General features: G+C 73.3%; 18 protein-coding genes. 10 read left to right on the plus strand and 8 right to left on the minus strand.

The window, feature by feature from the left end; genetic code table 11:
* Positions 1–418 precede the first annotated feature (418 nt).
* From K7787_RS15295 to K7787_RS15305, 3 genes are all read left to right on the plus strand, one after another.
* Positions 419–1,381 (plus strand): SCO0930 family lipoprotein, encoded by a 963-nt coding sequence (locus K7787_RS15295; RefSeq protein ID WP_223001788.1) that lies wholly within the window; start codon positions 419–421, stop codon positions 1,379–1,381.
* Positions 1,382–1,723: 342 nt separating this feature from the next.
* Complete coding sequence (locus K7787_RS15300; protein WP_164387780.1) at positions 1,724–2,536, plus strand: SAM-dependent methyltransferase; 813 nt, start codon at positions 1,724–1,726, stop codon at positions 2,534–2,536.
* The gene (locus tag K7787_RS15305; RefSeq protein ID WP_009191758.1) at positions 2,533–4,674 is read left to right on the plus strand and encodes a putative bifunctional diguanylate cyclase/phosphodiesterase; all 2,142 of its coding nucleotides are present in this window, start codon (positions 2,533–2,535) and stop codon (positions 4,672–4,674) included. Before K7787_RS15300 ends, K7787_RS15305 begins: the two co-directional genes overlap by 4 nt.
* Positions 4,675–4,965: 291 nt before the next feature.
* On the opposite strand, the gene K7787_RS15310 is transcribed toward K7787_RS15305, so the two are convergent.
* Positions 4,966–5,802, minus strand: coding sequence for a LysR family transcriptional regulator (locus K7787_RS15310; protein WP_223001747.1), 837 nt, complete (start codon positions 5,800–5,802; stop codon positions 4,966–4,968).
* A gap of 175 nt (positions 5,803–5,977) precedes the next feature.
* On the opposite strand from K7787_RS15310, the gene K7787_RS15315 reads away from it, so the two are divergent.
* Positions 5,978–6,874, plus strand: coding sequence for an NAD(P)H-binding protein (locus K7787_RS15315; protein ID WP_223001748.1), 897 nt, complete (start codon positions 5,978–5,980; stop codon positions 6,872–6,874).
* Positions 6,875–7,188: 314 nt separating this feature from the next.
* Here the strand turns inward: K7787_RS15315 and K7787_RS15320 are convergent, their stop codons facing one another.
* Positions 7,189–8,076, minus strand: coding sequence for a LysR family transcriptional regulator (locus tag K7787_RS15320; protein WP_164387777.1), 888 nt, complete (start codon positions 8,074–8,076; stop codon positions 7,189–7,191).
* A 119-nt stretch (positions 8,077–8,195) separates the two neighbouring features.
* On the opposite strand from K7787_RS15320, the gene K7787_RS15325 reads away from it, so the two are divergent.
* The 5 genes from K7787_RS15325 to K7787_RS15345 all read left to right on the plus strand — a co-directional run bounded on the left by K7787_RS15325 (position 8,196) and on the right by K7787_RS15345 (position 13,561).
* Positions 8,196–8,867 (plus strand): succinate dehydrogenase, encoded by a 672-nt coding sequence (locus K7787_RS15325; protein ID WP_019985421.1) that lies wholly within the window; start codon positions 8,196–8,198, stop codon positions 8,865–8,867.
* A 1-nt stretch (position 8,868) separates the two neighbouring features.
* On the plus strand, positions 8,869–10,818 hold the full coding sequence (locus tag K7787_RS15330; protein WP_164387776.1) for a fumarate reductase/succinate dehydrogenase flavoprotein subunit: 1,950 nt from the start codon (positions 8,869–8,871) through the stop codon (positions 10,816–10,818).
* Entirely contained in the window at positions 10,815–11,564 is a 750-nt protein-coding gene (locus tag K7787_RS15335) for a succinate dehydrogenase/fumarate reductase iron-sulfur subunit (RefSeq protein WP_019985419.1), read from the plus strand. The genes K7787_RS15330 and K7787_RS15335 overlap by 4 nt, the downstream gene beginning before the upstream one ends.
* A 243-nt stretch (positions 11,565–11,807) precedes the next feature.
* The gene (locus K7787_RS15340; protein ID WP_009191763.1) at positions 11,808–12,593 is read left to right on the plus strand and encodes a GNAT family N-acetyltransferase; all 786 of its coding nucleotides are present in this window, start codon (positions 11,808–11,810) and stop codon (positions 12,591–12,593) included.
* On the plus strand, positions 12,593–13,561 hold the full coding sequence (locus K7787_RS15345) for a lysophospholipid acyltransferase family protein (RefSeq protein WP_223001749.1): 969 nt from the start codon (positions 12,593–12,595) through the stop codon (positions 13,559–13,561). The genes K7787_RS15340 and K7787_RS15345 overlap by 1 nt, the downstream gene beginning before the upstream one ends.
* Here K7787_RS15345 and K7787_RS15350 read toward each other — a convergent pair.
* The 5 genes from K7787_RS15350 to K7787_RS15370 all read right to left on the minus strand — a co-directional run bounded on the left by K7787_RS15350 (position 13,519) and on the right by K7787_RS15370 (position 20,617).
* Positions 13,519–15,897, minus strand: a complete 2,379-nt coding sequence (locus K7787_RS15350; RefSeq protein ID WP_223001750.1) for an ATP-binding cassette domain-containing protein — start codon at positions 15,895–15,897, stop codon at positions 13,519–13,521. The two genes, K7787_RS15345 and K7787_RS15350, sit on opposite strands and share 43 nt — an antisense overlap.
* A 123-nt stretch (positions 15,898–16,020) precedes the next feature.
* Entirely contained in the window at positions 16,021–17,115 is a 1,095-nt protein-coding gene (locus K7787_RS15355) for a DNA polymerase III subunit beta family protein (RefSeq protein WP_308036367.1), read from the minus strand.
* 70 nt (positions 17,116–17,185) lie between these two features.
* Positions 17,186–19,177, minus strand: coding sequence for a serine/threonine-protein kinase (locus K7787_RS15360; RefSeq protein ID WP_223001751.1), 1,992 nt, complete (start codon positions 19,175–19,177; stop codon positions 17,186–17,188).
* Positions 19,178–19,276: 99 nt separating this feature from the next.
* Positions 19,277–20,275, minus strand: coding sequence for an LLM class flavin-dependent oxidoreductase (locus tag K7787_RS15365; RefSeq protein WP_223001752.1), 999 nt, complete (start codon positions 20,273–20,275; stop codon positions 19,277–19,279).
* A gap of 108 nt (positions 20,276–20,383) precedes the next feature.
* The gene (locus K7787_RS15370) at positions 20,384–20,617 is read right to left on the minus strand and encodes a hypothetical protein (RefSeq protein WP_043261583.1); all 234 of its coding nucleotides are present in this window, start codon (positions 20,615–20,617) and stop codon (positions 20,384–20,386) included.
* A 140-nt stretch (positions 20,618–20,757) separates the two neighbouring features.
* Here K7787_RS15370 and K7787_RS15375 point away from each other — a divergent pair, with 140 nt between their 5' ends.
* A complete protein-coding gene (locus tag K7787_RS15375) occupies positions 20,758–21,249 on the plus strand; it encodes a phosphatase domain-containing protein (protein WP_009191770.1) in 492 nt (163 codons plus the stop codon).
* Between the two features lie 57 nt (positions 21,250–21,306).
* On the opposite strand, the gene K7787_RS15380 is transcribed toward K7787_RS15375, so the two are convergent.
* Positions 21,307–21,522, minus strand: coding sequence for a dodecin (locus K7787_RS15380; protein WP_027758690.1), 216 nt, complete (start codon positions 21,520–21,522; stop codon positions 21,307–21,309).
* Positions 21,523–21,708 lie beyond the last annotated feature (186 nt).

Here is a 21,708-nt window from a genome sequence, read left to right on the forward strand (position 1 = left end):
CGAACTGGGGAAATAGGGCGGACCGGGGTTTGCGGCACGGGCCGCGGGGCCGTCGCGGAACCGGACGTGCGTACGCCCCGACACCCACGGAGACGGAAGCGTCCCGCCCGGAGGTCGAGGCGTCCCGCCCGGAGACCGAAGCGCGCTGCCCGGAGATCGGGGCGTCCCGCCCGGAGGTCGAGGAGTGCCGCCCGCACCGAAGCCACCCCCTCCCGGAACCGGCGATGCCCGTCCGGAACCGCCCTCCATGAGCCGTCGCTCTGGCAGCCGCCCCGTCCGGGTCGGCCGAAACACATCGCATCCCCCGGGAAGAAATTCGCGCCGCCGTTGAACGCGACCGCCCCCGCGATGCGTAACCAATGTCGTGCGGCGGCGCAGCAGGGCGCTGCAACACCCTTGTGATTATGGGGAGTTGACGATGAAGACCTCCTGGCGGAGCGCCTCGCTCGTGGCGACGGCGGCGGCCGTTCTGGCTCTGACGACGGCGTGCGGTCAGGACGGCGCCCCCGCGGCGGGCAGCCAGAACGTCGGGGCGACGGCCCCGGCGAACGGCCTCGGCGGCTCCGGCGCGGGCGCCGGCATCGGCAGCCAGACCGGCACGGGCGCCGGCAACGGCTACGGCGCCGACGGACAGCAGGGCTCCGCCGCCAAGCCGGCCGGGCAGCTCGCCGTGACCGACAACGCCGAGCTGGGCAAGGTGCTGACGGACAGTGCGGGGATGACCCTGTACCGCTTCGACCAGGACACCGCCGAGCCGCCCAAGTCCAACTGCGACGGCGACTGCGCCACGGCCTGGCCGCCGGTCCCCGCCGACGACGCCACCGCCGGCGCCGGTGTCGACAAGGCCATGCTCGGCGAGGTCACCCGCTCCGACGGCAGCAAGCAGCTCACCATCGGCGGCTGGCCCGCGTACCGCTACGCCAAGGACACCAAGGCCGGTCAGGTCGGCGGCCAGGGCGTGGGCGGCAAGTGGTACGCGCTCGCGCCCAACGGCAAGAAGGCGTCGCTGGCCGACCTGCCGGGCCTGTCGGTGAAGAAGACCGAACTCGGCGACATCGTCGTCGACAAGAACGGCATGACGGTCTACCGCTTCCTCAAGGACGAGGCCTGGCCCAAGCCGGTCTCCGCCTGCACCGGCGCCTGCCTGGAGAAGTGGCCGGCCGTGGCGCCCGTGCCCGGGAACGACACCAAGGGCGTGCGGAAGAAGGGCCTGATGGGCTTCACCCGGCCGGACGGCGTCAAGCAGATGACCGTCAACTGCTGGCCGATCTACACCTACTCCGGCGACAAGCTGCCCGGAGACGTCAACGGCCAGGGAATCGGCGGCACTTGGTACGCCGTCTCCCCGGACGGAAAGCCGGTCGGCGCGCCCAAGAAGTGATCACCTCCCCAGGGCCGATCGTCCGTCCCCCGGTGCCGCAGCAGCGAAGGGAGGGCTGACGGGAACACCGAAGCACCGGACGAGCACGACGGCGCGCCATGGACCGGGCCGCCCCCTCCGCACCGCACGGAGGGGGCGGTTCGCCATGTTCGGCGACGTATCGGCGCGTGCCGCACCATGCCCGCACATCGGCGGCAATCCACCCCGATGCCGGGCCGGACGGGCGCGTGAGCGCAGGTGGTGACCGGGAACGGATGGTCAATTTCCGTTTCCGCTCGCTCCTTCGGCGGGCGATCAGTAGCCTCAGCTCGAACACCGGATCGCCTACGTTGTGGAGAGCAGATGGAGCGTCCCGCCTGGGCGCCGCGGAGCATCGACATCTCGGTGCCGAGCGTCGCCCGCATCTACGACTACTACCTGGGCGGTTCGCACAACTTCGAGGTCGACCGGGAAGCCGCCCGCAAGGCCATGGAACACCTGCCGGGACTGCCAAAGATCATGCAGGCCAACCGGGCGTTCATGCGGCGCGCCGTGCGCTTCGCGCTGGACGAGGGCGTCACCCAGTTCCTGGACATCGGTTCCGGCATCCCCACCTTCGGCAACGTCCATGAGATCGCCCAGGCGGCCCGCCCCGGCAGCCGCGTGGTGTACGTCGACCACGACCCGGTGGCCGTCACCCACAGCGAGGCCGTCCTGGCCGGCAACGACGACGCCGACGTGGTCGCGGCCGATCTGCGCAAGCCCCGGGAAATCCTCGAGAGCCCCCGGCTGCGCGCCCTGATCGACGTGAATCGGCCAGTGGCGCTGCTTCTCGTTGCCATACTGCACTTCGTGGAAGACACGGACGACCCGTACGCTGCGGTCGCCGAGTTGCGCGACGCGCTCGCGCCCGGCAGCCTGCTCGTCCTCACGCACGCCTCGTACGAGGGGATCCCGCTGCCGCCGGAGCGCAGCGAGGGCGCGGTCGACGTGTACAAGGACATCCGCAACCCGCTGATCATGCGCTCGCGCGAACAGATCGCGCGGTTTTTCGAGGGGTACGACATGGTGGAGCCCGGACTGGTGCCGATGCCGCTCTGGCGGCCCGAGACGGCGCCGGAGGACGAGGATCCTTACGCCTTCTCCGGTTTCGCCGGCGTGGGACGTACGGCGTGAGCGCGCAGCCGGACGGGCCGGAGGACAGGCTGCGCCGGCTCACGACGATCTGGAGCCGGGCGGTCTTCCCGGTGACCTCCACCTCGCTGACCCGCCCCGAGTTCGAGGAGCAACTGCTGCCGCTGGCCCGCCGGTTGAGCCGGGCGCTGCGGGCGAGAGCCTTCGACGCCGCCGAGGGCGAGGCGGTCGGCGCCGCGCTCGTCGACGCCCACTGCACGGCCCCCGAGGCGCTCAGCCGCTCCCTGGACTGCGTCGACGCCTACCTCGTGCTCTACTGCGGCGAGGACGGCGACCAGGAGGACCTGCGCGCCCGCTCCTCGCGGCTCCAGCACGCGATGGCCGCCGGGTTCGCACGGGCGCTGCGCGAGCGCACCCTCGCCGAGCAGGAGGCGATCGCCCAGGCCGCGCTGCGCGCCCAAGGGGTCGTCGCGCAGGCGCTGCACGCCAGCGAGGCCCGTTTCCGGGCGGTGTTCGAGGGCGCGGCCATAGGCATCGGCATCGCCGACCTGGAGGGCAACATCCTCCAGGTCAACGGCGCGCTGCTGCGCATGTTCGGCGGCTCCGAGCAGACCATGCGCGGCCGCAAGGTGCAGGAGTGGACGCACGCCGAGGACGCGCCGCAGATCTGGCGGCTCTACGAGGAGCTGGTGCGCGGCGAACGCGAGCACTACCACGTGGAGAAGGCCTTCTACCGGCCCGACGGCACGGTCCTGTGGACCAACCTGACCGTCTCCCTGCTGCGCGACGCCGACAACAACCCGCAGTACCAGCTGGCGCTGATGGAGGACACCACCGAGCGGCGGCTGCTCAACCTGCGGCTGCGCTACGAGGCCACCCACGACGCGCTGACCGGGCTGCCCAACCGCACGCTGTTCTTCGAGCGGCTGGAGAAGACGCTCAACTCGGGCGAGGGCCGCCGTTTCGGCCTGTGCTACCTCGACCTCGACGGCTTCAAGACCATCAACGACAGCCTCGGGCACGCGGCCGGCGACCGGCTGCTGGTCGAGGTCGCCGACCGGCTCCAGTCGTGCGCGACCGCACCCGGCGAGATGGTGGCCCGGCTCGGCGGCGACGAGTTCGTCGCGCTGACCACCGGCCCCGACAGCCGGCGCGAGGTGGACGAACTCGCGGCCCGCATCATGAACGCGCTCGTCGCCCCGATCCGCATCGACGGCCGCGAGCTGACCGTGCGCGGCAGCATCGGCGTCGTGGAGGGGCCGGTGGGGGAGCGCAGCGCGGCGGAGGTGCTGCGCAGCGCCGACATCACCATGTACCGGGCCAAGTCGGCCGGCGGCAACCGCTTCGAGCTGGCCGACCCGGAGGCCGACGCCCGCGCCATCACCCGGCACGGACTGACCACGGCGCTGCCCGCCGCGCTGGACCGGGGCGAGTTCTTCATCGAGTACCAGCCGCTGGTGCGCCTCGGCGACGGCAGCGTGCGCGGTGCGGAGGCGCTGGTGCGCTGGCTGCACCCGCAGCACGGGGTGCTCGGCCCCGACCGGTTCATCCCGCTCGCCGAACACACCGGGCTGATCGTCCCGCTGGGCCGCTGGGTCATGGAACAGTCGGTCCGCCAGGCCGGCAAGTGGCGCGAACTGTACGGCGACGGCGCGGAGGGCTCGCTGCGCATCAACGTCAACCTCTCGCCGTGCCAGCTCCAGCATCCCGGCCTGGTCCAGGACACCGTGGACATCCTGGAGCGCACCGGGGTGGCGCCCGACGCGCTGTGCCTGGAGGTGACCGAGTCGGCGCTGATCGGCGCGGACGACGACGTGCTCAAACCGCTGCACCGGCTGGCCGAGATGGGCGTCGACATCGCCCTGGACGACTTCGGCACCGGCTACTCCAACCTGGCCAATCTGCGCCGGCTGCCGGTGAGCGTGCTCAAGCTGGACCGTTCCTTCACCCGGAGCATGCAGCAGTTCCCGGCCGACCCGGTCGATCTGAAGATCGTCGAGGGCATCGTGGCCCTGGCCCACAGCCTGGACCTCGCGGTCACCGTCGAGGGCGTGGAGACCGGCGCGCAGGCCGAGCAACTGCGCATACTCGGCTGCGACACGGCCCAGGGCTGGTACTACGCCCGCCCGGGCCCCCCGGACCGCCTCCACGAACTGGCCCTGGCAGACGCCACAGGCTGACCCGCCCCGCGCCCCTGTCGGGGGCGCGGGGAACGGCGCGCCCAGCCCCGACGAGCCCGCACCGGACAACGCGGCGAAGCGCCCGTAAGGGGCGCGGGGAACGGCGCGCTCAGCCCCCACGCACCCGCACGGGACAACGTGCCGGAACGCCCCGCAAGGGGCGCGGGGAACGGCGCGCTCAGCCCCCACGCACCCGCTCCCGAAAGCCGGACGGAACGCCCCCTGAGGGGCGCGGGGAACTGCGCACCCGGCCCCGAGGGGCCCGCCCCGTACGAGCCGGCGGAGCCCCCCTCACGGCGGCCGTACCGCCCCGGCCGCGGCGACCGCGGCCCGCACCAGCGCCGCGACCGCCGTCGAACGGGACTGCTGCGGCCAGGCGATCGCCAGCACGGCGGGCGGCGCGTCCGGGACCGGCCGGTACACGACGCCGGGCCGCGGATAGCGCCCGGCGACGGAGGCCGGCAGCAGCCGGACCGTCTCGCCCAGCGCGACGAGTGTCAGCACCTGCGCGAGGTCGTGCCCCTCGCCGTGCGCCCGCACGCGCGGCCCGAACGCGTCCTCGGGTAGGGGTTCGAGGTCGCCGAGAGCGAGGACCGCGCGGGCGGCGAGCGGATGGTCCGCCGCCAGCGCGACCACCCGCGGCTCGGCGGCCAGCGTCTCGCTGTCGAGGCCGGTACGGTCGTGCGGCTCGTGCACGAGCGCCACATCGGCCTCGCCCCGGCGCAGCAGCCGGGGCGACTCACGCCACCCGCACAGCCGGACCGCGACCGGCACGGACCCGGGTTCGTCCGCGTACCGCTTCAGTATCGGCTCCAGCAGCCCGGCGTCGCCGTCGGCCTTCACCGCGAGCACCAGTTCCCGCGCCGGGGCCGCCGCGCGCCGCGCCCGGTGCCCGGCCGCCTCCAGGGCGTCCAGCGCGATCCGCGCCTCCGTGAGCAGCACTTCGCCGGCCCGGGTCAGCGCCACACTGTGGGTGGTCCGTTCGAACAGGGTGACGCCGAGATCGGCCTCCAGCAGCCGGATGGCGCGGGACAGCGGCGGCGGCGAGATGCCCAGCCGCTCCGCCGCACGGGCGAAGTTCAGCTCCTCGGCGACGGCGACGAAGTAGCGCAGCGGACGTGATTCCACGACGCCCCCTCTCCTCGGTATGACCCCCAAGGTAACAACCCGGACCGGAACGATCCTTCAGTTCGACCGCGCCACGACGCAGGATCGAGTCGTGCCGGGGCCGTTCCCACGCCCCCGCCCAAGCCGCCGTACAGGCGTCCTGTTCACCCCCCAATACCCCTCCCCGGAGTTCGACGTGATCGTTGTGACCACACCGACCGGCCAGATCGGCCGGCAACTGCTCGACCGCCTCCTCGACGCCCCGGACGACGCGGTGGGCGGGCTCCGTGTCATCGCCCGCGACCCGGAGCGGCTGACCCCGCGGGCGCGGGAGCGCGCGGAGGTGTTCCAGGGTTCGCACGCCGACCCCGGTGTCCTCGCCGCGGCCTGCGCGGGCGCCGACCGGGTGTTCTGGCTGGTGCCGCCGGTCTTCCGGGCGGACAGCGTGGAGGGTCACTTCGCCGCCTTCACCGAGGCGCTGTGCGAGGTGATCGGGTCCCAGGGGGTGGAACGCGTGGTCGCCGTCTCCACGCTGGGGCGGGGCGTGGCGAAGAACGCCGGGCAGATTTCGGCCTCGCTGGCCATGGACGACCGGATCTGCGCGACGGGCGTCCACTACCGTGCGCTGTGCCCGCCCTTCCTGATGGAGAACCTGCTCGGCCAGGTCCCGTCGATCCGCGACCGGGGCGAGTTCGCTCTGGCCATGGGCCGGGACCGCGTCCTGCGCACCTGCGCGACCCGTGACATCGCGGCCACGGCGGCCCGGCTGCTGCTCGACGGCTCCTGGAGCGGTCAGCGGGACGTCCCCACGGTCGGCCCCGACGCGCTGACCACCGAGGAGATGGCAGGTGTCGTCTCCGAGGTGCTGGGACGCCCCGTCCGGGTACGGCGGACCGCCCCGGCGGAGTACCGCGAGACGCTGCTGCGCCTCGGGGCCTCCGAGGCCTGGGCCCAGGGCCTGGCCGACATGGCCCAGGCCCTCGACGACCAGGACTTCTACGGCATCGGAACCCCCAGCACCCCGGACACGGCCCCGACGAGCTTCCACCAGTGGTGCGAAGAGACCCTGAAGCCGGCCACCCGAACAACCTGACCCACCCCCGCAAGGGGCACGGGGAACGGCGCGCCCAGCCACAGCGCACCCGCACCCGAAAGCCCGACGGAACGCCCCGCAAGGGGCGCGGGGAACTGCGCGCTCAACCCCAACGAACCCGCACCCGACAACCCACCGAACGCCCCGCAAGGGGCGCGGGGAACGGCGCGCTCAACCCCCACGAACCCGCACCCGACAACTCACCGAAACGCCCCGCAAGGGGCGCGGGGAACGGCGCGCCCAACCACCCCACACACCCGCACCCGAAAACACCGAGCAACCACCCAAAACCGCTCAAACCCCCGGAGGACACTTCACCGCTCCAACAGCATCCGCTGCAACTCCCGAGCCGCCCGAGGCGGAGCCACATCACTGCGGTGCGCCAGCGCGATGGTCCGGTGCAGACCGGGCCGGGCCAACGCCGTCACCCGCAACCCCCGCCCCGACCGAGTGGCGACCATCCGCGGCACCACCGCCACCCCCAGCCCCGCCCGCACAAAACCCAGCACCGCGTCCATCTCCCCGCCCTCCACCGCGAACTCCGGCTCGAACCCCTCCGCCCGGCACGCCGCGACCGTCAGCTCCCGCAGGTCGTACCCGTGCCGGAACATCACCAGCCGTTCCCCCTCCAGATCGGCGATCCGCACCGTCCGCCGCCCCTCCCCGCCGGGCGCCGCCGCCTCCGGCGAGGACACCACCACCAGGTCCTCCCGCAGCAGCTCCACCGTGGTCAGCGCGGGCGACGGCGAGGGCAGCGGCAGCACCACCAGGGCGAGATCGAGCGCCCCGCGCGCCAGATGCCGTACGAGATCGTGCGAGCCGCTCTCCTCCACCAGCAGGTGGACGCCCGGATAGCGGTCGTGGAAGGCGCGCAGCACATCCGGCAGCAGCCCGGTGCACACACTCGGCGTCGCCCCCAGCCGCACCCGCCCCCGCCGCAGCTGCGCCAGCTCCAGCACCTCGTGCCGGGCGGTGTCCGCGTCGGCGAGGATGCGCCGGGCCAGCGGGAGCAGCGCCTCCCCGGCGTCGGTGAGCGTGATGTTGCCCCGCGCCCGCAGGAAGAGATCCGCGCCCAGCTCCCGCTCCAGCGCCTTGATCTGCTGGGACAGCGACGGCTGGGCGACATGGACCAGTTCGGCGGCCCGGGTGAAATGGCGGGTCTCGGCCACCGCCACGAAGTACTGGAGCTGTTGGAACTGCACCCGGCCACGATAGCCCACCCCTATCGAAACAAGGCGGACCATGTCTTGGACCGATCGGGCCGTTCGGCCCTAGCGTCGTCCCCATGGCTCTGGCAACGCGGACGGACCGACGGCCGTCCATGGCGCGTACCGTGTGGGACTCGACCGTCGGCAAGAAGACCGTGATGGCGGTCAGCGGCCTGATCATGCTGCTGTACCTGGTCGCCCACATGATCGGGAACCTGAAGATCTTCTTCGGGCCGGGTGAGTTCAACCACTACGCCCACTGGCTGCGCACCGTCGGCGAGCCGTTCATGCACTACGAGTGGACGCTCTGGCTGATCCGCGTCGTCCTCGTGGCCGCCGTGGTCGCCCACGCCGTCTGCGCGTACCAGCTCAGCCGCCGCGACATCAAGGCGCGCCCGAACAAGTACGTGCACAAGCGGCCCCGGGCGAGCTACGCGACCCGCACCATGCGCTGGGGCGGGATCATCCTCGGCCTGTTCATCGTGTGGCACCTGCTCGACCTGACCACCGGCACCGTGCACTCCGGCGGCTTCCAGCCGGGCCACCCGTACCAGAACGTCGTGGACACCTTCTCCACCTGGTACGGCGACGTGATCTACATCGTCGCCATGCTGGCGCTCGGCCTGCACATCCGGCACGGCTTCTGGAGCGCCGCCCAGACCCTCGGCGTCGGCAGCCGCGCCCGCGACCGCGCCCTGAAGACCGTCGCCGACGTCCTCGCACTGCTGCTCACGGCCGGTTTCATCGCCGTACCGGTGGGCGTCATGACCGGAGTGGTGAGCTGACATGACCTCCTACGCCGCATACACGACCGGCGAGCCCGTCGCCGACACCAAGGCCCCCGCCGGCCCCATCAACGAGCGCTGGGACAAGCGCCGTTTCGAGGCCAAGCTGGTCAACCCGGCCAACCGGCGCAAGCAGACGGTGATCGTCGTCGGCACCGGCCTCGCGGGCGGCTCCGCCGGCGCCACCCTCGCCGAACAGGGCTACCGCGTCGTCCAGTTCTGCTACCAGGACTCCCCGCGCCGCGCCCACTCCATCGCCGCCCAGGGCGGCATCAACGCCGCCAAGAACTACCGCAACGACGGCGACTCGGTGCACCGGCTGTTCTACGACACCGTCAAGGGCGGCGACTTCCGCTCCCGCGAGTCCAACGTCCACCGCCTCGCCCAGATCTCCGTCGAGATCATCGACCAGTGCGTGGCGCAGGGCGTGCCGTTCGCCCGCGAGTACGGCGGCCTCCTCGACACCCGCTCCTTCGGCGGCGTCCAGGTCTCCCGCACCTTCTACGCCCGCGGCCAGACGGGCCAGCAACTGCTCCTCGGCGCCTACCAGGCGCTGTCGCGGCAGGTCGCCGCCGGCAACATCGAGCTGCACCCGCGCACCGAGATGCTCGACCTGATCGTCGTCGACGGCCGGGCCCGCGGCATCGTGGCCCGCGACCTGATCACCGGGAAGATCGACACCTACTTCGCCGACGCGGTCGTCCTCGCCTCCGGCGGCTACGGCAACGTCTTCTACCTGTCGACCAACGCCATGAACTCCAACGCGACCGCCGTCTGGCGGGCGCACCGGCGCGGCGCCTACTTCGCCAACCCCTGCTTCACCCAGATCCACCCCACCTGCATCCCGCGCACCGGCGACCACCAGTCCAAGCTGACGCTGATGAGCGAGTCGCTGCGCAACGACGGCCGCATCTGGGTCCCCAGGGCCAAGGGCGACACCCGCCCGCCGAACGAGATCCCCGAGGACGAGCGCGACTACTACCTGGAGCGCATCTACCCCTCCTTCGGCAACCTCGTCCCGCGCGACATCGCCTCCCGCGCCGCGAAGAACGTGTGCGACGAGGGCCGCGGTGTGGGCCCCGGCGGCCAGGGCGTCTACCTGGACTTCGCCGACGCCATCAAGCGGATGGGCCGGAAGGCCGTCGAGGCCAAGTACGGCAACCTCTTCGACATGTACCAGCGGATCACCGACGAGGACCCGTACCAGGTGCCCATGCGGATCTACCCCGCCGTGCACTACACGATGGGCGGCCTGTGGGTCGACTACGACCTGCAGACCACCGTCCCGGGCCTGTTCGCGATCGGCGAGGCCAACTTCTCCGACCACGGCGCCAACCGCCTCGGCGCCTCCGCGCTGATGCAGGGCCTGGCCGACGGCTACTTCGTCCTGCCGGCCACCATCAACGACTACCTGGCCCGCCACCCGCGCCAGGAGCCGGTCACCGACGACCACCCGGTCGTCCAGGAGGTCCTGGCCGAGACCGAGGACCGCCTCAACCTGCTGCTGTCCGTGGACGGGGACCGCACCCCCGACTCCTTCCACCGTGAACTCGGCGAACTCATGTGGGAGTTGTGCGGCATGGCCCGCACCGAGGCCGGACTGCGCAAGGCGCTGGAGCGCATCCCGCAGATCCGCGAGGAGTTCTGGCGGCGCATCAAGGTCCCCGGCGCCGGAGAGGAGTTCAACCAGTCGCTGGAGAAGGCCAACCGCATCGTCGACTACCTGGAACTGGCCGAGCTGATGTGCCTCGACGCCCTGCACCGCGCCGAGTCCTGCGGCGGCCACTTCCGCGAGGAGTCCCAGACCCCCGACGGCGAGGCGGCCCGCAAGGACGACGAGTTCGGCTACGCCGCCGCCTGGGAGTTCACGGGCACCGGCGAGGCTCCCGTCCTGCACAAGGAAGACCTGGTCTTCGAGTACGTCCACCCCACCCAGCGGAGCTACGCATGAAGCTCACCCTGCGCGTCTGGCGGCAGAAGAACGCCGGCGCCGACGGAGCCATGTCCACCTACCAGGTGGACGACATCTCGCCCGACATGTCCTTCCTGGAAATGCTGGACGTCCTCAACGAACAGCTCATCCTCGCCGGCGAGGACCCGGTCGCCTTCGACCACGACTGCCGCGAGGGCATCTGCGGCGCGTGCAGCCTCGTCATCAACGGCGACGCGCACGGCCCCGAGCGCACCACCACCTGCCAGCTGCACATGCGGTCCTTCCAGGACGGCGACACCATCGACATCGAGCCGTGGCGGGCCGCCGCCTTCCCGGTGGTCAAGGACCTGGTGGTCGACCGCTCCGCCTTCGACCGGATCATCCAGGCCGGCGGCTACATCACCGCCCCCACCGGCTCCGCCCCCGAGGCCCACGCCACACCCGTACCGAAGCCGGACGCCGACTTCGCCTTCGAGCACGCCGAGTGCATCGGCTGCGGAGCCTGCGTCGCCGCCTGTCCCAACGGCGCGGCCATGCTCTTCACCTCCGCCAAGGTCAACCACCTGGGCGTCCTGCCGCAGGGCGCGCCCGAGCGCGAGACCCGCGTCCTGGACATGGTCGCCCAGATGGACGAGGAGGGCTTCGGCGGCTGCACCCTGGCCGGCGAGTGCGCCACCGCCTGCCCCAAGGGCATCCCCCTGGTCTCCATCACCAGCATGAACAAGGAGTGGCTGCGGGCCACCCGCAAGGCGGCCAAGCGGTAGCCCGCACCGCCGACACACGTTCGCCGACAGGGTGCGGACGGGCGGGACCGGGAGTGGTGCTCATCCCCGGTCCCGCCAGGCACCCCGGGCATTCAACAACCGCACACCCGCCCTCTTGGCACCGGTCACGCTGAGGACAGCCGGCATCGGGAGAACAGGGACGACGGACCGCACCGCCGGTCCGCCGTCCCCGTCCGTCTTCCGCACCCGTCTTCCGCACCGGACCGCGACCAGGAGGCACCCATGACCGGCGGCACCGCACTCGCCAGCCCCCCACAGCCCACGGCCCCCACCCGCTACACCGTCGGCCTGGCCCGCGACGAGGAGGACGTACGGGCCGCGCAGCGGCTGCGCCACGACGTCTTCGCCGGCGAGATGGGCGCCCTGCTCACCACCCCGCAGCCCGGCCACGACATCGACGCCTTCGACGCGTACTGCGACCACCTGCTGGTGCGCGACACCGGCACCGGACAGGTCGTCGGCACCTACCGCCTGCTGCCGCCCGAGCGGGCCGCCGTCGCCGGACGCCTCTACGCCGAGAGCGAGTTCGACCTCACCCGGCTCGACGCCATCCGCCCCGGCCTGGTCGAGGTCGGCCGTTCCTGCGTGCACCCCGACCACCGCGACGGCACGGTCATCGGCCTGATCTGGGCCGGACTGGCCCGCTACATGGTCGACCGCGGCCACGAATGGCTCGCCGGCTGCTGCTCCATACCCCTCGCCGACGGCGGCGCCCTCGCCACGGCCACCTGGAACCGGGTCGCCGCCAAACACCTCGCGCCGCCGGAGCACCGGGTGCGCCCGCTGCTGCCGTGGACGCCGCGCCCCGCGGCCACCGGCCCGGCCGGGCCCGCGCCCCGCACCGAGCTGCCCGCCCTGCTGCGCGGCTACCTCCGCCTGGGCGCCCGGGTGTGCGGCGAACCCGCCCACGACCCCGACTTCGGCGTCGCCGACCTGTACGTGCTGCTGTCGATGCGCCAGGTCAACCCGCGCTATCTGCGGCACTTCCTCTCCCTCGTCCCGGCCTGATGAGCGCCTGGCTGCCCACCGCCCCCTGCACCCCGGGGGCGTGCGTGAAGGCGACGGGCTCGGCGGCGGCCGTACCGCGCGCCGTCCTGCGGCTCACGGCGGTCCTGGCACTGCTGCTCGCCGGGGTGGCCCTCTCGCCGCTCGGCCGCCGCGTACCGGCCGACTGGATCAGACGGTGGTGCCGGGCGATCGTGCGCGCGGCGGGAGTCCGCGTCCGCGTCACCGGCCCCGCCGCCCCCGCCGGCGGCCTCCTGCTGGTCGCCCACCATGTCTCCTGGCTGGACATCCCCCTGCTGGCGGCGGTGCGCCCGGCCAGGATGCTCGCCAAGACCGAGATCCGCCGCTGGCCGGTGGCGGGGGCGCTCGTGGCGCGCGGCGGCGCCCTGTTCATCGAACGCGACCGGTTGCGCGCCCTGCCGGACACCGTCGCCCGGATCGCCGCGGCGCTGCGCGGGGGCTCGGCGGTCGCGGCGTTCCCCGAGGGCAGCACCTGGTGCGGGCGGGCCCGAGGCCGCTTCCACCGGGCCGTCTTCCAGGCCGCGCTGGACGCCCGCGTACCGGTGCAGCCGGTCCGCATCCGCTACCTGGAGGCCGGGGGAGAGGCCAGCACCGCACCGGCCTTCGTCGGCGACGACACCCTCCTGGCGTCGGTGTGGCGGGTGCTCTCGGCCCGCGGCCTGACGGCCGAGGTCGAGATACGCCCCGCCGTCCCGCCGGGCGCCCACCCCGACCGCCGCACCCTGGCCCGCGCGGCCGAGCCCGACGACGGGGCGAGGCCGTGCGCGGGGCTGGGTGGTGCCGCCGGTACGCCTACGGTCGGCGAACCGGGGGTCATGAGGGACTCCCCGGCTCCGCGCACAGGGACCGATGAACGGTCTCGGTTCCGTCCCCGGCCCGGCACTCGGCGAGGTCCGTCAGCCCCGTCTCAGCGACGTCCGGCAGCCCCGCCGCCCTTGCCGTCCCCGTAGCCCCCTCCGTCCAGCGCCCGCGCCAGATAGGGCGCCGTGGCGCTGCCCGCCGTGCGGGCCACCTCCGCCGGAGTGCCCGCCGCCACGATCCGGCCGCCCGCGTCGCCGCCGCCCGGCCCCAGGTCGACGACGTGGTCGGCGGCCGCGGCGACGGACATGTCGTGCTCGACCACGATCACGGTGTGCCCGCCGTCCACCAGCCCGTGCAACTGCCGCATCAGCACCTCGACATCGGCGGGATGCAGCCCGGTCGTCGGCTCGTCGAGCAGATAGAGGGTGTGCCCGCGCCGCCCGCGCTGCAACTCGCTCGCCAGCTTGATCCGCTGCGCCTCGCCGCCGGACAGCTCGGTCGCGGGCTGCCCGAGCCGGAGATAGCCGAGGCCGACGTCCAGCAGGGCGCCCAGGCTGCGGGAGACGGCCGGGTTGTCGGCGAAGAACTCCGCCGCGGCCTCCACCGTCAGATCCAGCACCTGCGCGATGTTCCGCCCCCGGTACGTCACCTCCAGCGTCTCGGGGTTGTACCGGGCGCCGCCGCAGTCCGGGCACGGGGCGTACGTGCTCGGCAGGAACAGCAGCTCCACGCTCACGAAGCCCTCGCCCTGACAGGTCTCGCACCGCCCGCCGGACACGTTGAACGAGAACCGCCCGACCCCGTACCCGCGGGCGCGGGCCTCGTCCGTGCCGGCGAACACCTTCCGCACGGTGTCGAACAGACCGGTGTAGGTGGCCAGGTTGGAGCGCGGGGTGCGCCCGATCGGCTTCTGGTCGACGCGGACCAGCCGCCCGACGCCGGGCAGGTCCTCGGTGATCTCACCGATGAGCGTGGACTTCCCCGACCCGGACACACCCGTGACGGCGGTGAACGCGCCGAGCGGGAACTCGGCCGTGACCGCGCGCAGGTTGTGCCGGCTCACCGGCCCGACCTTCAACGTGCCATGCCCGCACCGGACTTGACGAACAGGCTCCTCGGTGCGCCCGAACAGGAAACGGGCGGTGGCCGACCCGGCGACGCCCGCCAGTTCGGCGACGGGCCCGCTGTGCAGCACCCGCCCGCCGTGCTCCCCGGCGAGCGGCCCCACGTCCACGACCCAGTCCGCGCCCCGTACGACATCGAGATGGTGCTCCACCACGAACACCGAGTTGCCCGCCGCCTTCAGCTGCCGCAGCATCGCCAGCAGGGCCTCGGTGTCCGCCGGGTGCAGTCCCGCCGACGGCTCGTCCAGCACGTACACCACACCGAACAGCCCCGAGCGCAACTGCGTGGCGAGCCGCAGCCGTTGCAGCTCGCCCGACGACAGGGTGGGCGTCGCACGGTCCAGGCTGAGGTAGCCGAGACCCAGCTCCACGACGGGCGCGATACGGGACTTGAGGTCGTCGGTCAGAACCCGGGCGACCTCGCCGGCGCCGCGCAGACTCCCGGCCAGCTCGGACAACGGCAGCGCCGCCAGCTCGGCGATGGTGCGCCCCGCGAAGGTGACCGCCAGCGCCTCGGGCCGCAGCCTGCTGCCGCCGCACACCGGGCACGGCGCGGAGGCGAGGAACCGCTCGGCCTTGGCCCTGAGCGTCGGGCTCTTCGAATCGGCGAACGTCTTCATCACATACCGCCGGGCGCTCATGTACGTGCCCTGGTAGGGCCGTTGGATGCGGTCGGCGTCGCGCACCGGGTGCACGGTCACCACGGGCTGCTCGTCCGTGAACAGGATCCACTCGCGCTGCTCGGCGGGCAGCGCGTGCCAGGGCCGGTCCACGTCGTAGCCGAGGGCGTCCAGGATGTCCCGCAGGTTCTTGCCCTGCCAGGCCCCCGGCCACGCGGCGATCGCGCCCTCGCGGATGGACAACGATGGGTCGGGGACGAGGAGTTCCTCACTCGTGCGGTGCACCCGTCCGAGCCCATGGCACTCCGGGCAGGCCCCGGCCGCGGTGTTCGGCGAGAAGGCGTCCGAGTCCAGCCGCTCCGCACCCGGCGGATACTCCCCGGCCCGCGAGAACAGCATCCGCAGCGAGTTGGACAGATTGGTCACCGTCCCGACGGACGACCGCGAGGTCGGCGCGGCCCGCCGCTGCTGCAACGACACGGCCGGCGGCAGCCCGCTGATCTCCCCGACCTTCGGCGCCCCCACCTGATGGATCAGCCGCCGCGCATACGGCGCCACCGACTCGAAGTACCGCCGCTGCGCCTCCGCGTACACCGTCCCGAACGCCAGCGACGACTTCCCCGACCCCGACACCCCGGTGAACACCACCAGCGCGTCCCGCGGAACATCGACGTCCACCCCCTGAAGATTGTGCTCCCGGGCACCACGCACACGGACGTAGGGGTCGTGGCTGCTGCACATGTGACGACACTCCGAACATAGGGACGGACAAACCCCACCATTCTACGCGCCCCCGACCGCCGCCTCCCGCCGAGCACCGCCCACCCCGGCTGAGGCGCGCCGCCTCAGGCCGTCCATCGTCGCCTACTCGCTCAGCCGCACCGGCATCAGGATCGAGAACGTGTCCTCGTCGTCGGGGCGGCGGACGGCCAGGGGTGTGGCGGGGGTGCCGAACTCCAGGGTCAGGGTGGGGCGGGCCGCTGCTGTCAGGGCGTGCAGCAGGTAGTCGCGGTCGAAGGCGACGGTGTCGGACGTGTCGTCGCCGTCCCCGCACACGGTCACCGTGCCGTCGGCCGTCACCCTGAGCACGCTGAGGTCGCGGGGCGCGCCGTCCTGCTGGCGTGGCTCGCTCGCGTGGACCGGGCCGGTCTCCAGGGCCGTGCGGAAAGCGGCCGTGTCGATGCGGGCGCGGCGTCCGGTCGGCAGGTCGAGGAGGCGGCGGTAGTCGGGGAAGTCGTGGTCGAGGCACCAGCCGGTCGTCCGACGGTCTCCGGTGTCCAGCGTCAAGCGGTCGCCCTCCACGACGAGTTGGGCTGTCTCCTCGCCGTCGAGCAGGGCGCGGATCGCGTCCGTCAGCGGGAGGGGTGCGATGACCTGGGTGTGCGGGCCGTCGTGGGTCGTGGTGCGGGTCCGGGCGATCGCCATCCGGTAGCGGTCGGTGGCCACGACGCGCAGAGCGTCGTCCTCGATGTCGAGCAGGACGCCGCCGAGCATCGGGAGTTCCGGGTCCGTACCGGCCGCGAAGCGGACCGCGTCCAGGGCGGCGGCCAACTCCGGGGCCGGGAGGGCGAGGTGGACGGGGGTGGCGGGAAGCGCGGGCATGGGGTTCTCCCTGCGGTCGAGTCGGGCGCGGAGCGCGGAGAACTCCTCGCGTGCGTCGGACAGGCCCCGTTCGAGACGGCGCAGGTGTGCCTGGAGCAGGCCCCGCACCAGGTCCGGGTCGGCGCCGGACCAGCCGGCCAGGACGAGGCGGATGTCGGCGAGCGGCATCCCGGCCCGGCGCAGCCGCGCCAGCACCGCCGCCTCGGCGCGCTGCCCGGCGCCGTACCAGCGGTAGCCGCTCGCCGGGTCCACCCGGGCGGGGACCAGCACACCGGCACGGTCGTAGAAACGCAGCGCGCTCACGCTCAGCCCGCTCTCCCGGGCCAGCTCGCCGATGCTGTACATGTCGTTCTCCACGACCGCAACCCTGGGCCCTCGACCAGGTCGAGGGTCAAGTCACGACCGGCGGGAGACCTCGGCCCCGGTGTCAGGCGGGGCAGTCGGCCGAGGAGTCGGCTGTGCCCCAGCGGACCATCAGATAGCCGGAGGCGCCCACCTCCGCCACGGCGTAGCGGTCGTACGGCCAGTTCGCGCTCGCGTCCCGCTGGGCGACGAGGGCGCGGCAGGCCACCCCCGCGGCCATGGCCGCCCAGGTGTCGACCTGCTCCTGGTTCCAGCGGACGTAGTCGGACCACACGTACATCGCCGAGTCGCCCGGGTCGAAGCCCACCTTGATCTGCGCGTTGCCGAGCGTCCGGTCGGTGCCGAGCGTCCGGCGCATCGCGTTGCTCCGCTCGATGATGTTCCGGGCGGCGCGGTCGGCGACGCGGATCTCGTCGCCGTCGGTGCTGGGGATCATCGCCTGTGCCAGGCCGTCGTCGCCGGGCTGCCAGTCCGGTACGGAGCCGGTGTTTTCGCCGTCGTCGTCCTCCGCGCCTGATGTGCAACGGGTGTTGGTCACGAAGTCGTCCTGCCAGGTCACCTGCGGGTCGCGGCCCGTCTCCTCCTTCACCATGACATACGTGCGGTACGGCAGGTCCGGGTGCAGGCGCAGGACGACGTCCCTGAGGGACTCGCACATCGTCCCGGCGATCCGCGTCTCCGCGTACATCGTCCCCGCCTCGTCGGAGGAGAGCCGGTAGGAGAAGTACACCTCCCGGCGGGACGGGTGGAAGCGGACGCCGCCCGGCGTGAAGGCCGCGCCCTCACCCAGGTCGAGGGTGCCTTCGTCGTGCAGCATCGCCTGCGCCACGTCGTGCTCGCCCGCGCCCTGTGCCGTACGCGCCTCGGCCCAGCTCACGGCGGTCGGCGGGCCGTCGCTCGTGTCCGTGCTCCGCTTCTGCTCCGCCGTCGCGCCGCTGCGCGCCGCGCTCGCGGACGCCTTTCCCGGCCCCGCCGTGGTCGCGGAGTCCGCCGCCGCGTGCCCGCCGCCCCCGGAGCCGGAGGGCATCAGCGCCACCGCACCGCCCGCCAGCCCGCCCACGAGCGCCGCCGCGAGCACCACGGCGCCCACCACCCGCCTCTTGGACCGGCCTGCGGGCGCGTGCCAGGTGGGATCGGCGCCGGCCGGTACGTCCCACACGGCGGCGACCACGTCCCCGGCCATGGTCGGCAGCGCGTGGGCGTCCACCACCTGCGTCGCCTGGACCGCCAGCGACTCCTCGCACTCCCGGGCCGCCTCGGCCGCCGACGGACGGTCCTCGGGGTCCTTCGCCAACGCCCTTTCCACGACGCCCCGCAGTGACTGCAGGAGGCCGTCCAGGTCCGGCTCGCCCGACATCACCCGGAACGCGACCACATCGGGCGCTCCGGCCCCGAACGGAAGCCGCCCCGTGGCCGCGTACGCCACGAGCGCGCCCCACGCGAACACGTCGCCCGCGGGCCCCGCGGCCCCGGTGCGGTACTGCTCCGGGCTGATCCAGCCCGGCGTCCCGGTCATCACGCCGGTACGGGTGACACTGGTGCCGTCGACGGCGTGCGCTATGCCGAAGTCCAGGACGCGCGGCCCGGACGGCGTCAGGATGACGTTCTGCGGCTTCACGTCACGGTGGACGACGCCCGCGCGGTGCACGTCGGCGAGGGCCCGCGCGGTGGCCGTCGCGAGCGCGTGCAGGCTCGCCCCGCCGAGCGGGCCGTGCGCCAGGACGTGCTCGTTCAGGGTCGGGCCGGGGACGTAGGCGGTGGCCAGCCACGGGGTCTGTGCGTCGGCGTCCGCGGCGAGCAGCGGCACGAGGTAGGGCCCGCTGACACGCGAGGACAGGTCCACCTCGCGCCTGAACCGGGCCCGGAACTCGGGCTCTTGGGCCTGCTGGGGGTGAATCACCTTCACCGCGACCCGGGTTCCGTCGGGCGCGAGCGCCGCGTGCACGGTGCCCATGCCCCCCGCGCCGAGCCGGCCGACGACGCGGTACGGGCCGATGCGCGCGGGGTCGCCGGGACGCGCCGGGAGGACCCTCCCGCCGGAGCCGTTGTCGCTCACAGATGGTCCCTTCGCACGTGATCGCCTGTCTGCGGGACGCGCACGGCGAGGAGTTGAGCCCGCCGCGCCGTCGGTGCAGAGAATGTGATGGTACGCGGACTATCCCGTGAAGAGTCCCGCCAGCCGGCGGTACGAGTCCAGCAGGGCCTCGCGGTCGTACGTGCTCGTGGTGACCAGGACCTCCTGCGCGGCCGTCTCCTTCAGGACCGTCTCCAGCGCGTCCCGCACCTGCTCCTCGGTGCCGGCGATGTGGCCGGCGAGGCCCGACTCGTAGAAGCCGCGCTCCTTCGCGGTCATCGGCAGCGTCTCGACGCGCTCGGCGGGCGGCAGCGGCGGGAACGTGCCGCGGGTGCGGGCGTGGGCCATGGACCAGGCCTCCGGGAGCAGCAGCCGCCGGGCCGCCCCGGGTGTGGCCGCCACCGCCACCGTGCCCGAGATGACGACGTACGGCTCCCGTGCCCACGGCGAGGGGCGGAACGCGGCGTGGTAGCGGTCGACGCCGCGCAGCAGCTTCTCCCGGTCGCGCAGGTCGCCGATGACCATGGGCAGGCCCGCGCGCGCCGCGATCAGCGCGCCCGCGCCCATCGCCAGCACGAACGGCGGCACCCGCAGCCCCTCAGCGGGCCGGGCGTGCGCGCCCGTCGGCGACGTCCCCTCGAACCAGCCCAGCAACTCCGCCGTCTGCGCCTCGAAGTCGTCGGCGTCCTCCTTGTCGCGGCCCAGCGCCCTGCGGACCCCGTCCGTGAAGCCGACCGAGCGGCCCAGCCCCATGTCGATCCGTCCCGGGAACAGCGACTCCAGCACGCCGAACTGCTCGGCCACGACCAGCGGCCGGTGGTTGGGCAGCATCACCCCGCCCGTGCCGACCCGGATGGTCCGGGTCGCGGCGGCCACGGCCGCGGCCAGCACGGTCGGCGCGGACCCGGCGACGCCCGGCACGCCGTGGTGCTCGGACACCCAGAAGCGGTGGTAGCCGAGCGCCTCGGCCGCCCGCGCCAGCTCCACGGTGTCCCGCAGCGCCTCGGCGGCCGGGCGGCCCTCGCGGGTGCGCGAGCGGTCGAGCACGGAGAAACGGGTGTTCGCGATCACTGAACTCACACCGGGTTCAACACGGGCGGACGCCGGTGATTCCCGCCGCCCCCGGGGAGGGAGGCCGGGCCGGCCACGCGGACCCCGCGGCCGACGGGGGCGCCCGCGCGGGAGTCGTCAGGAGGTGGCGTCGTCGGTCTCCGGGCCCCAGTACTCGGGGCCGCCGCCGCGCCAGTCGATGAGCGGGGAGACGGAGACCTCCACGGTGTCGACGTCGAGACCGGCGCGGCGCAGGAACTCGGCGACGTCCGCGATGCTGTAGGCCAGCCCCAGGATCTCGCCGTTCACACGCACGCGGCGGCCGCCCGTCGGGGAGGGCGGGTGCACGGTCACGGGCAGTGGTCCGGACATGTACCCAGCATCGGGGGCCGCGCCCGGGCCCGCATCCGGACGTGCGGCCCGGCCCGTACCGGCGCTCCGGTCCGTGTCCGGGCGGGTGGCCCGTACCGGCGCAGGGCGGGCGGCCCGTTCCGGGGCCTAGGGTGTGCGGTGTGACGGAGAGCAGCGAGCGGCCCCTGGCCGTGTTCGACCTGGACAACACCCTCGCCGACACGGCGCACCGGCAGCGGTTCCTTCAGCGGCGGCCACGGGACTGGGACGCTTTCTTCGCCGCCGCGCCCGCCGATCCGCCGATCGAGGAGGGCGTACGGCTCGCCCGGGAGAGCGCCCGCGCGTGCGAGATCGTCTACCTCACCGGGCGGCCGGAGCGGTGCCGCCGGGACACGCTGGACTGGCTCGCCGCCCATGGGCTGCCCGAGGGCGACGTCCACATGCGGCGCGACGCCGACCGGCGGCCCGCCCGCCGCACCAAGCTGGAGACCCTGCGGCGGCTCGCCCGCGACCGGGAGATCCACGTTCTCGTGGACGACGACGAGCTGGTCTGCGCGGACGCCGAGGCCGCGGGTTTCCGGGTGCTGCGCGCCCGCTGGGCCGCGCCGTCCGCCGAGCTGAAGGACGCGCAGGAGCGGCAGGGGCGGACCTGACGGCCCCCCCCCGCCCCGCCCCGTCCCACCCGTCCGTCTGCCGTGAGGCCGGACTCCTCAGCCCGCTTCCTCGAGGCGGAAGCCGACCTTCAGGCCCACCTGGTAGTGCTCGATCTGACCGTTCTCGATCTGGCCCCTGACCTGGGTCACCTCGAACCAGTCCAGGTTGCGCAGGGTCTGCGAGGCGCGCGAGACGGCGTTGCGGATGGCCTCGTCGACCCCCTCGTGCGAGGTGCCGACGATCTCGGTGACCCGGTAGGTGTGGTCGCTCATGCGGGTGCTCCTCTCGGCGGTGACGCCGCTGACGACGCCGGTGGCGGCGACGTCGCATCCGTCCGTCCGTGACACATATGTCACACGTCACTCCACCGTGCCGTATCCCCGGCCGCGGCGCGAGGTGTGCGGACCGTGACCACTGTGTGACTTGACCTCCGCATTGGTCCATACCAAAATCCCAGC

The sequence above is a fragment of the Streptomyces sennicomposti genome, from assembly GCF_019890635.1.
GTDB classification, from domain to species: Bacteria; Actinomycetota; Actinomycetes; order Streptomycetales; family Streptomycetaceae; genus Streptomyces; species Streptomyces sennicomposti.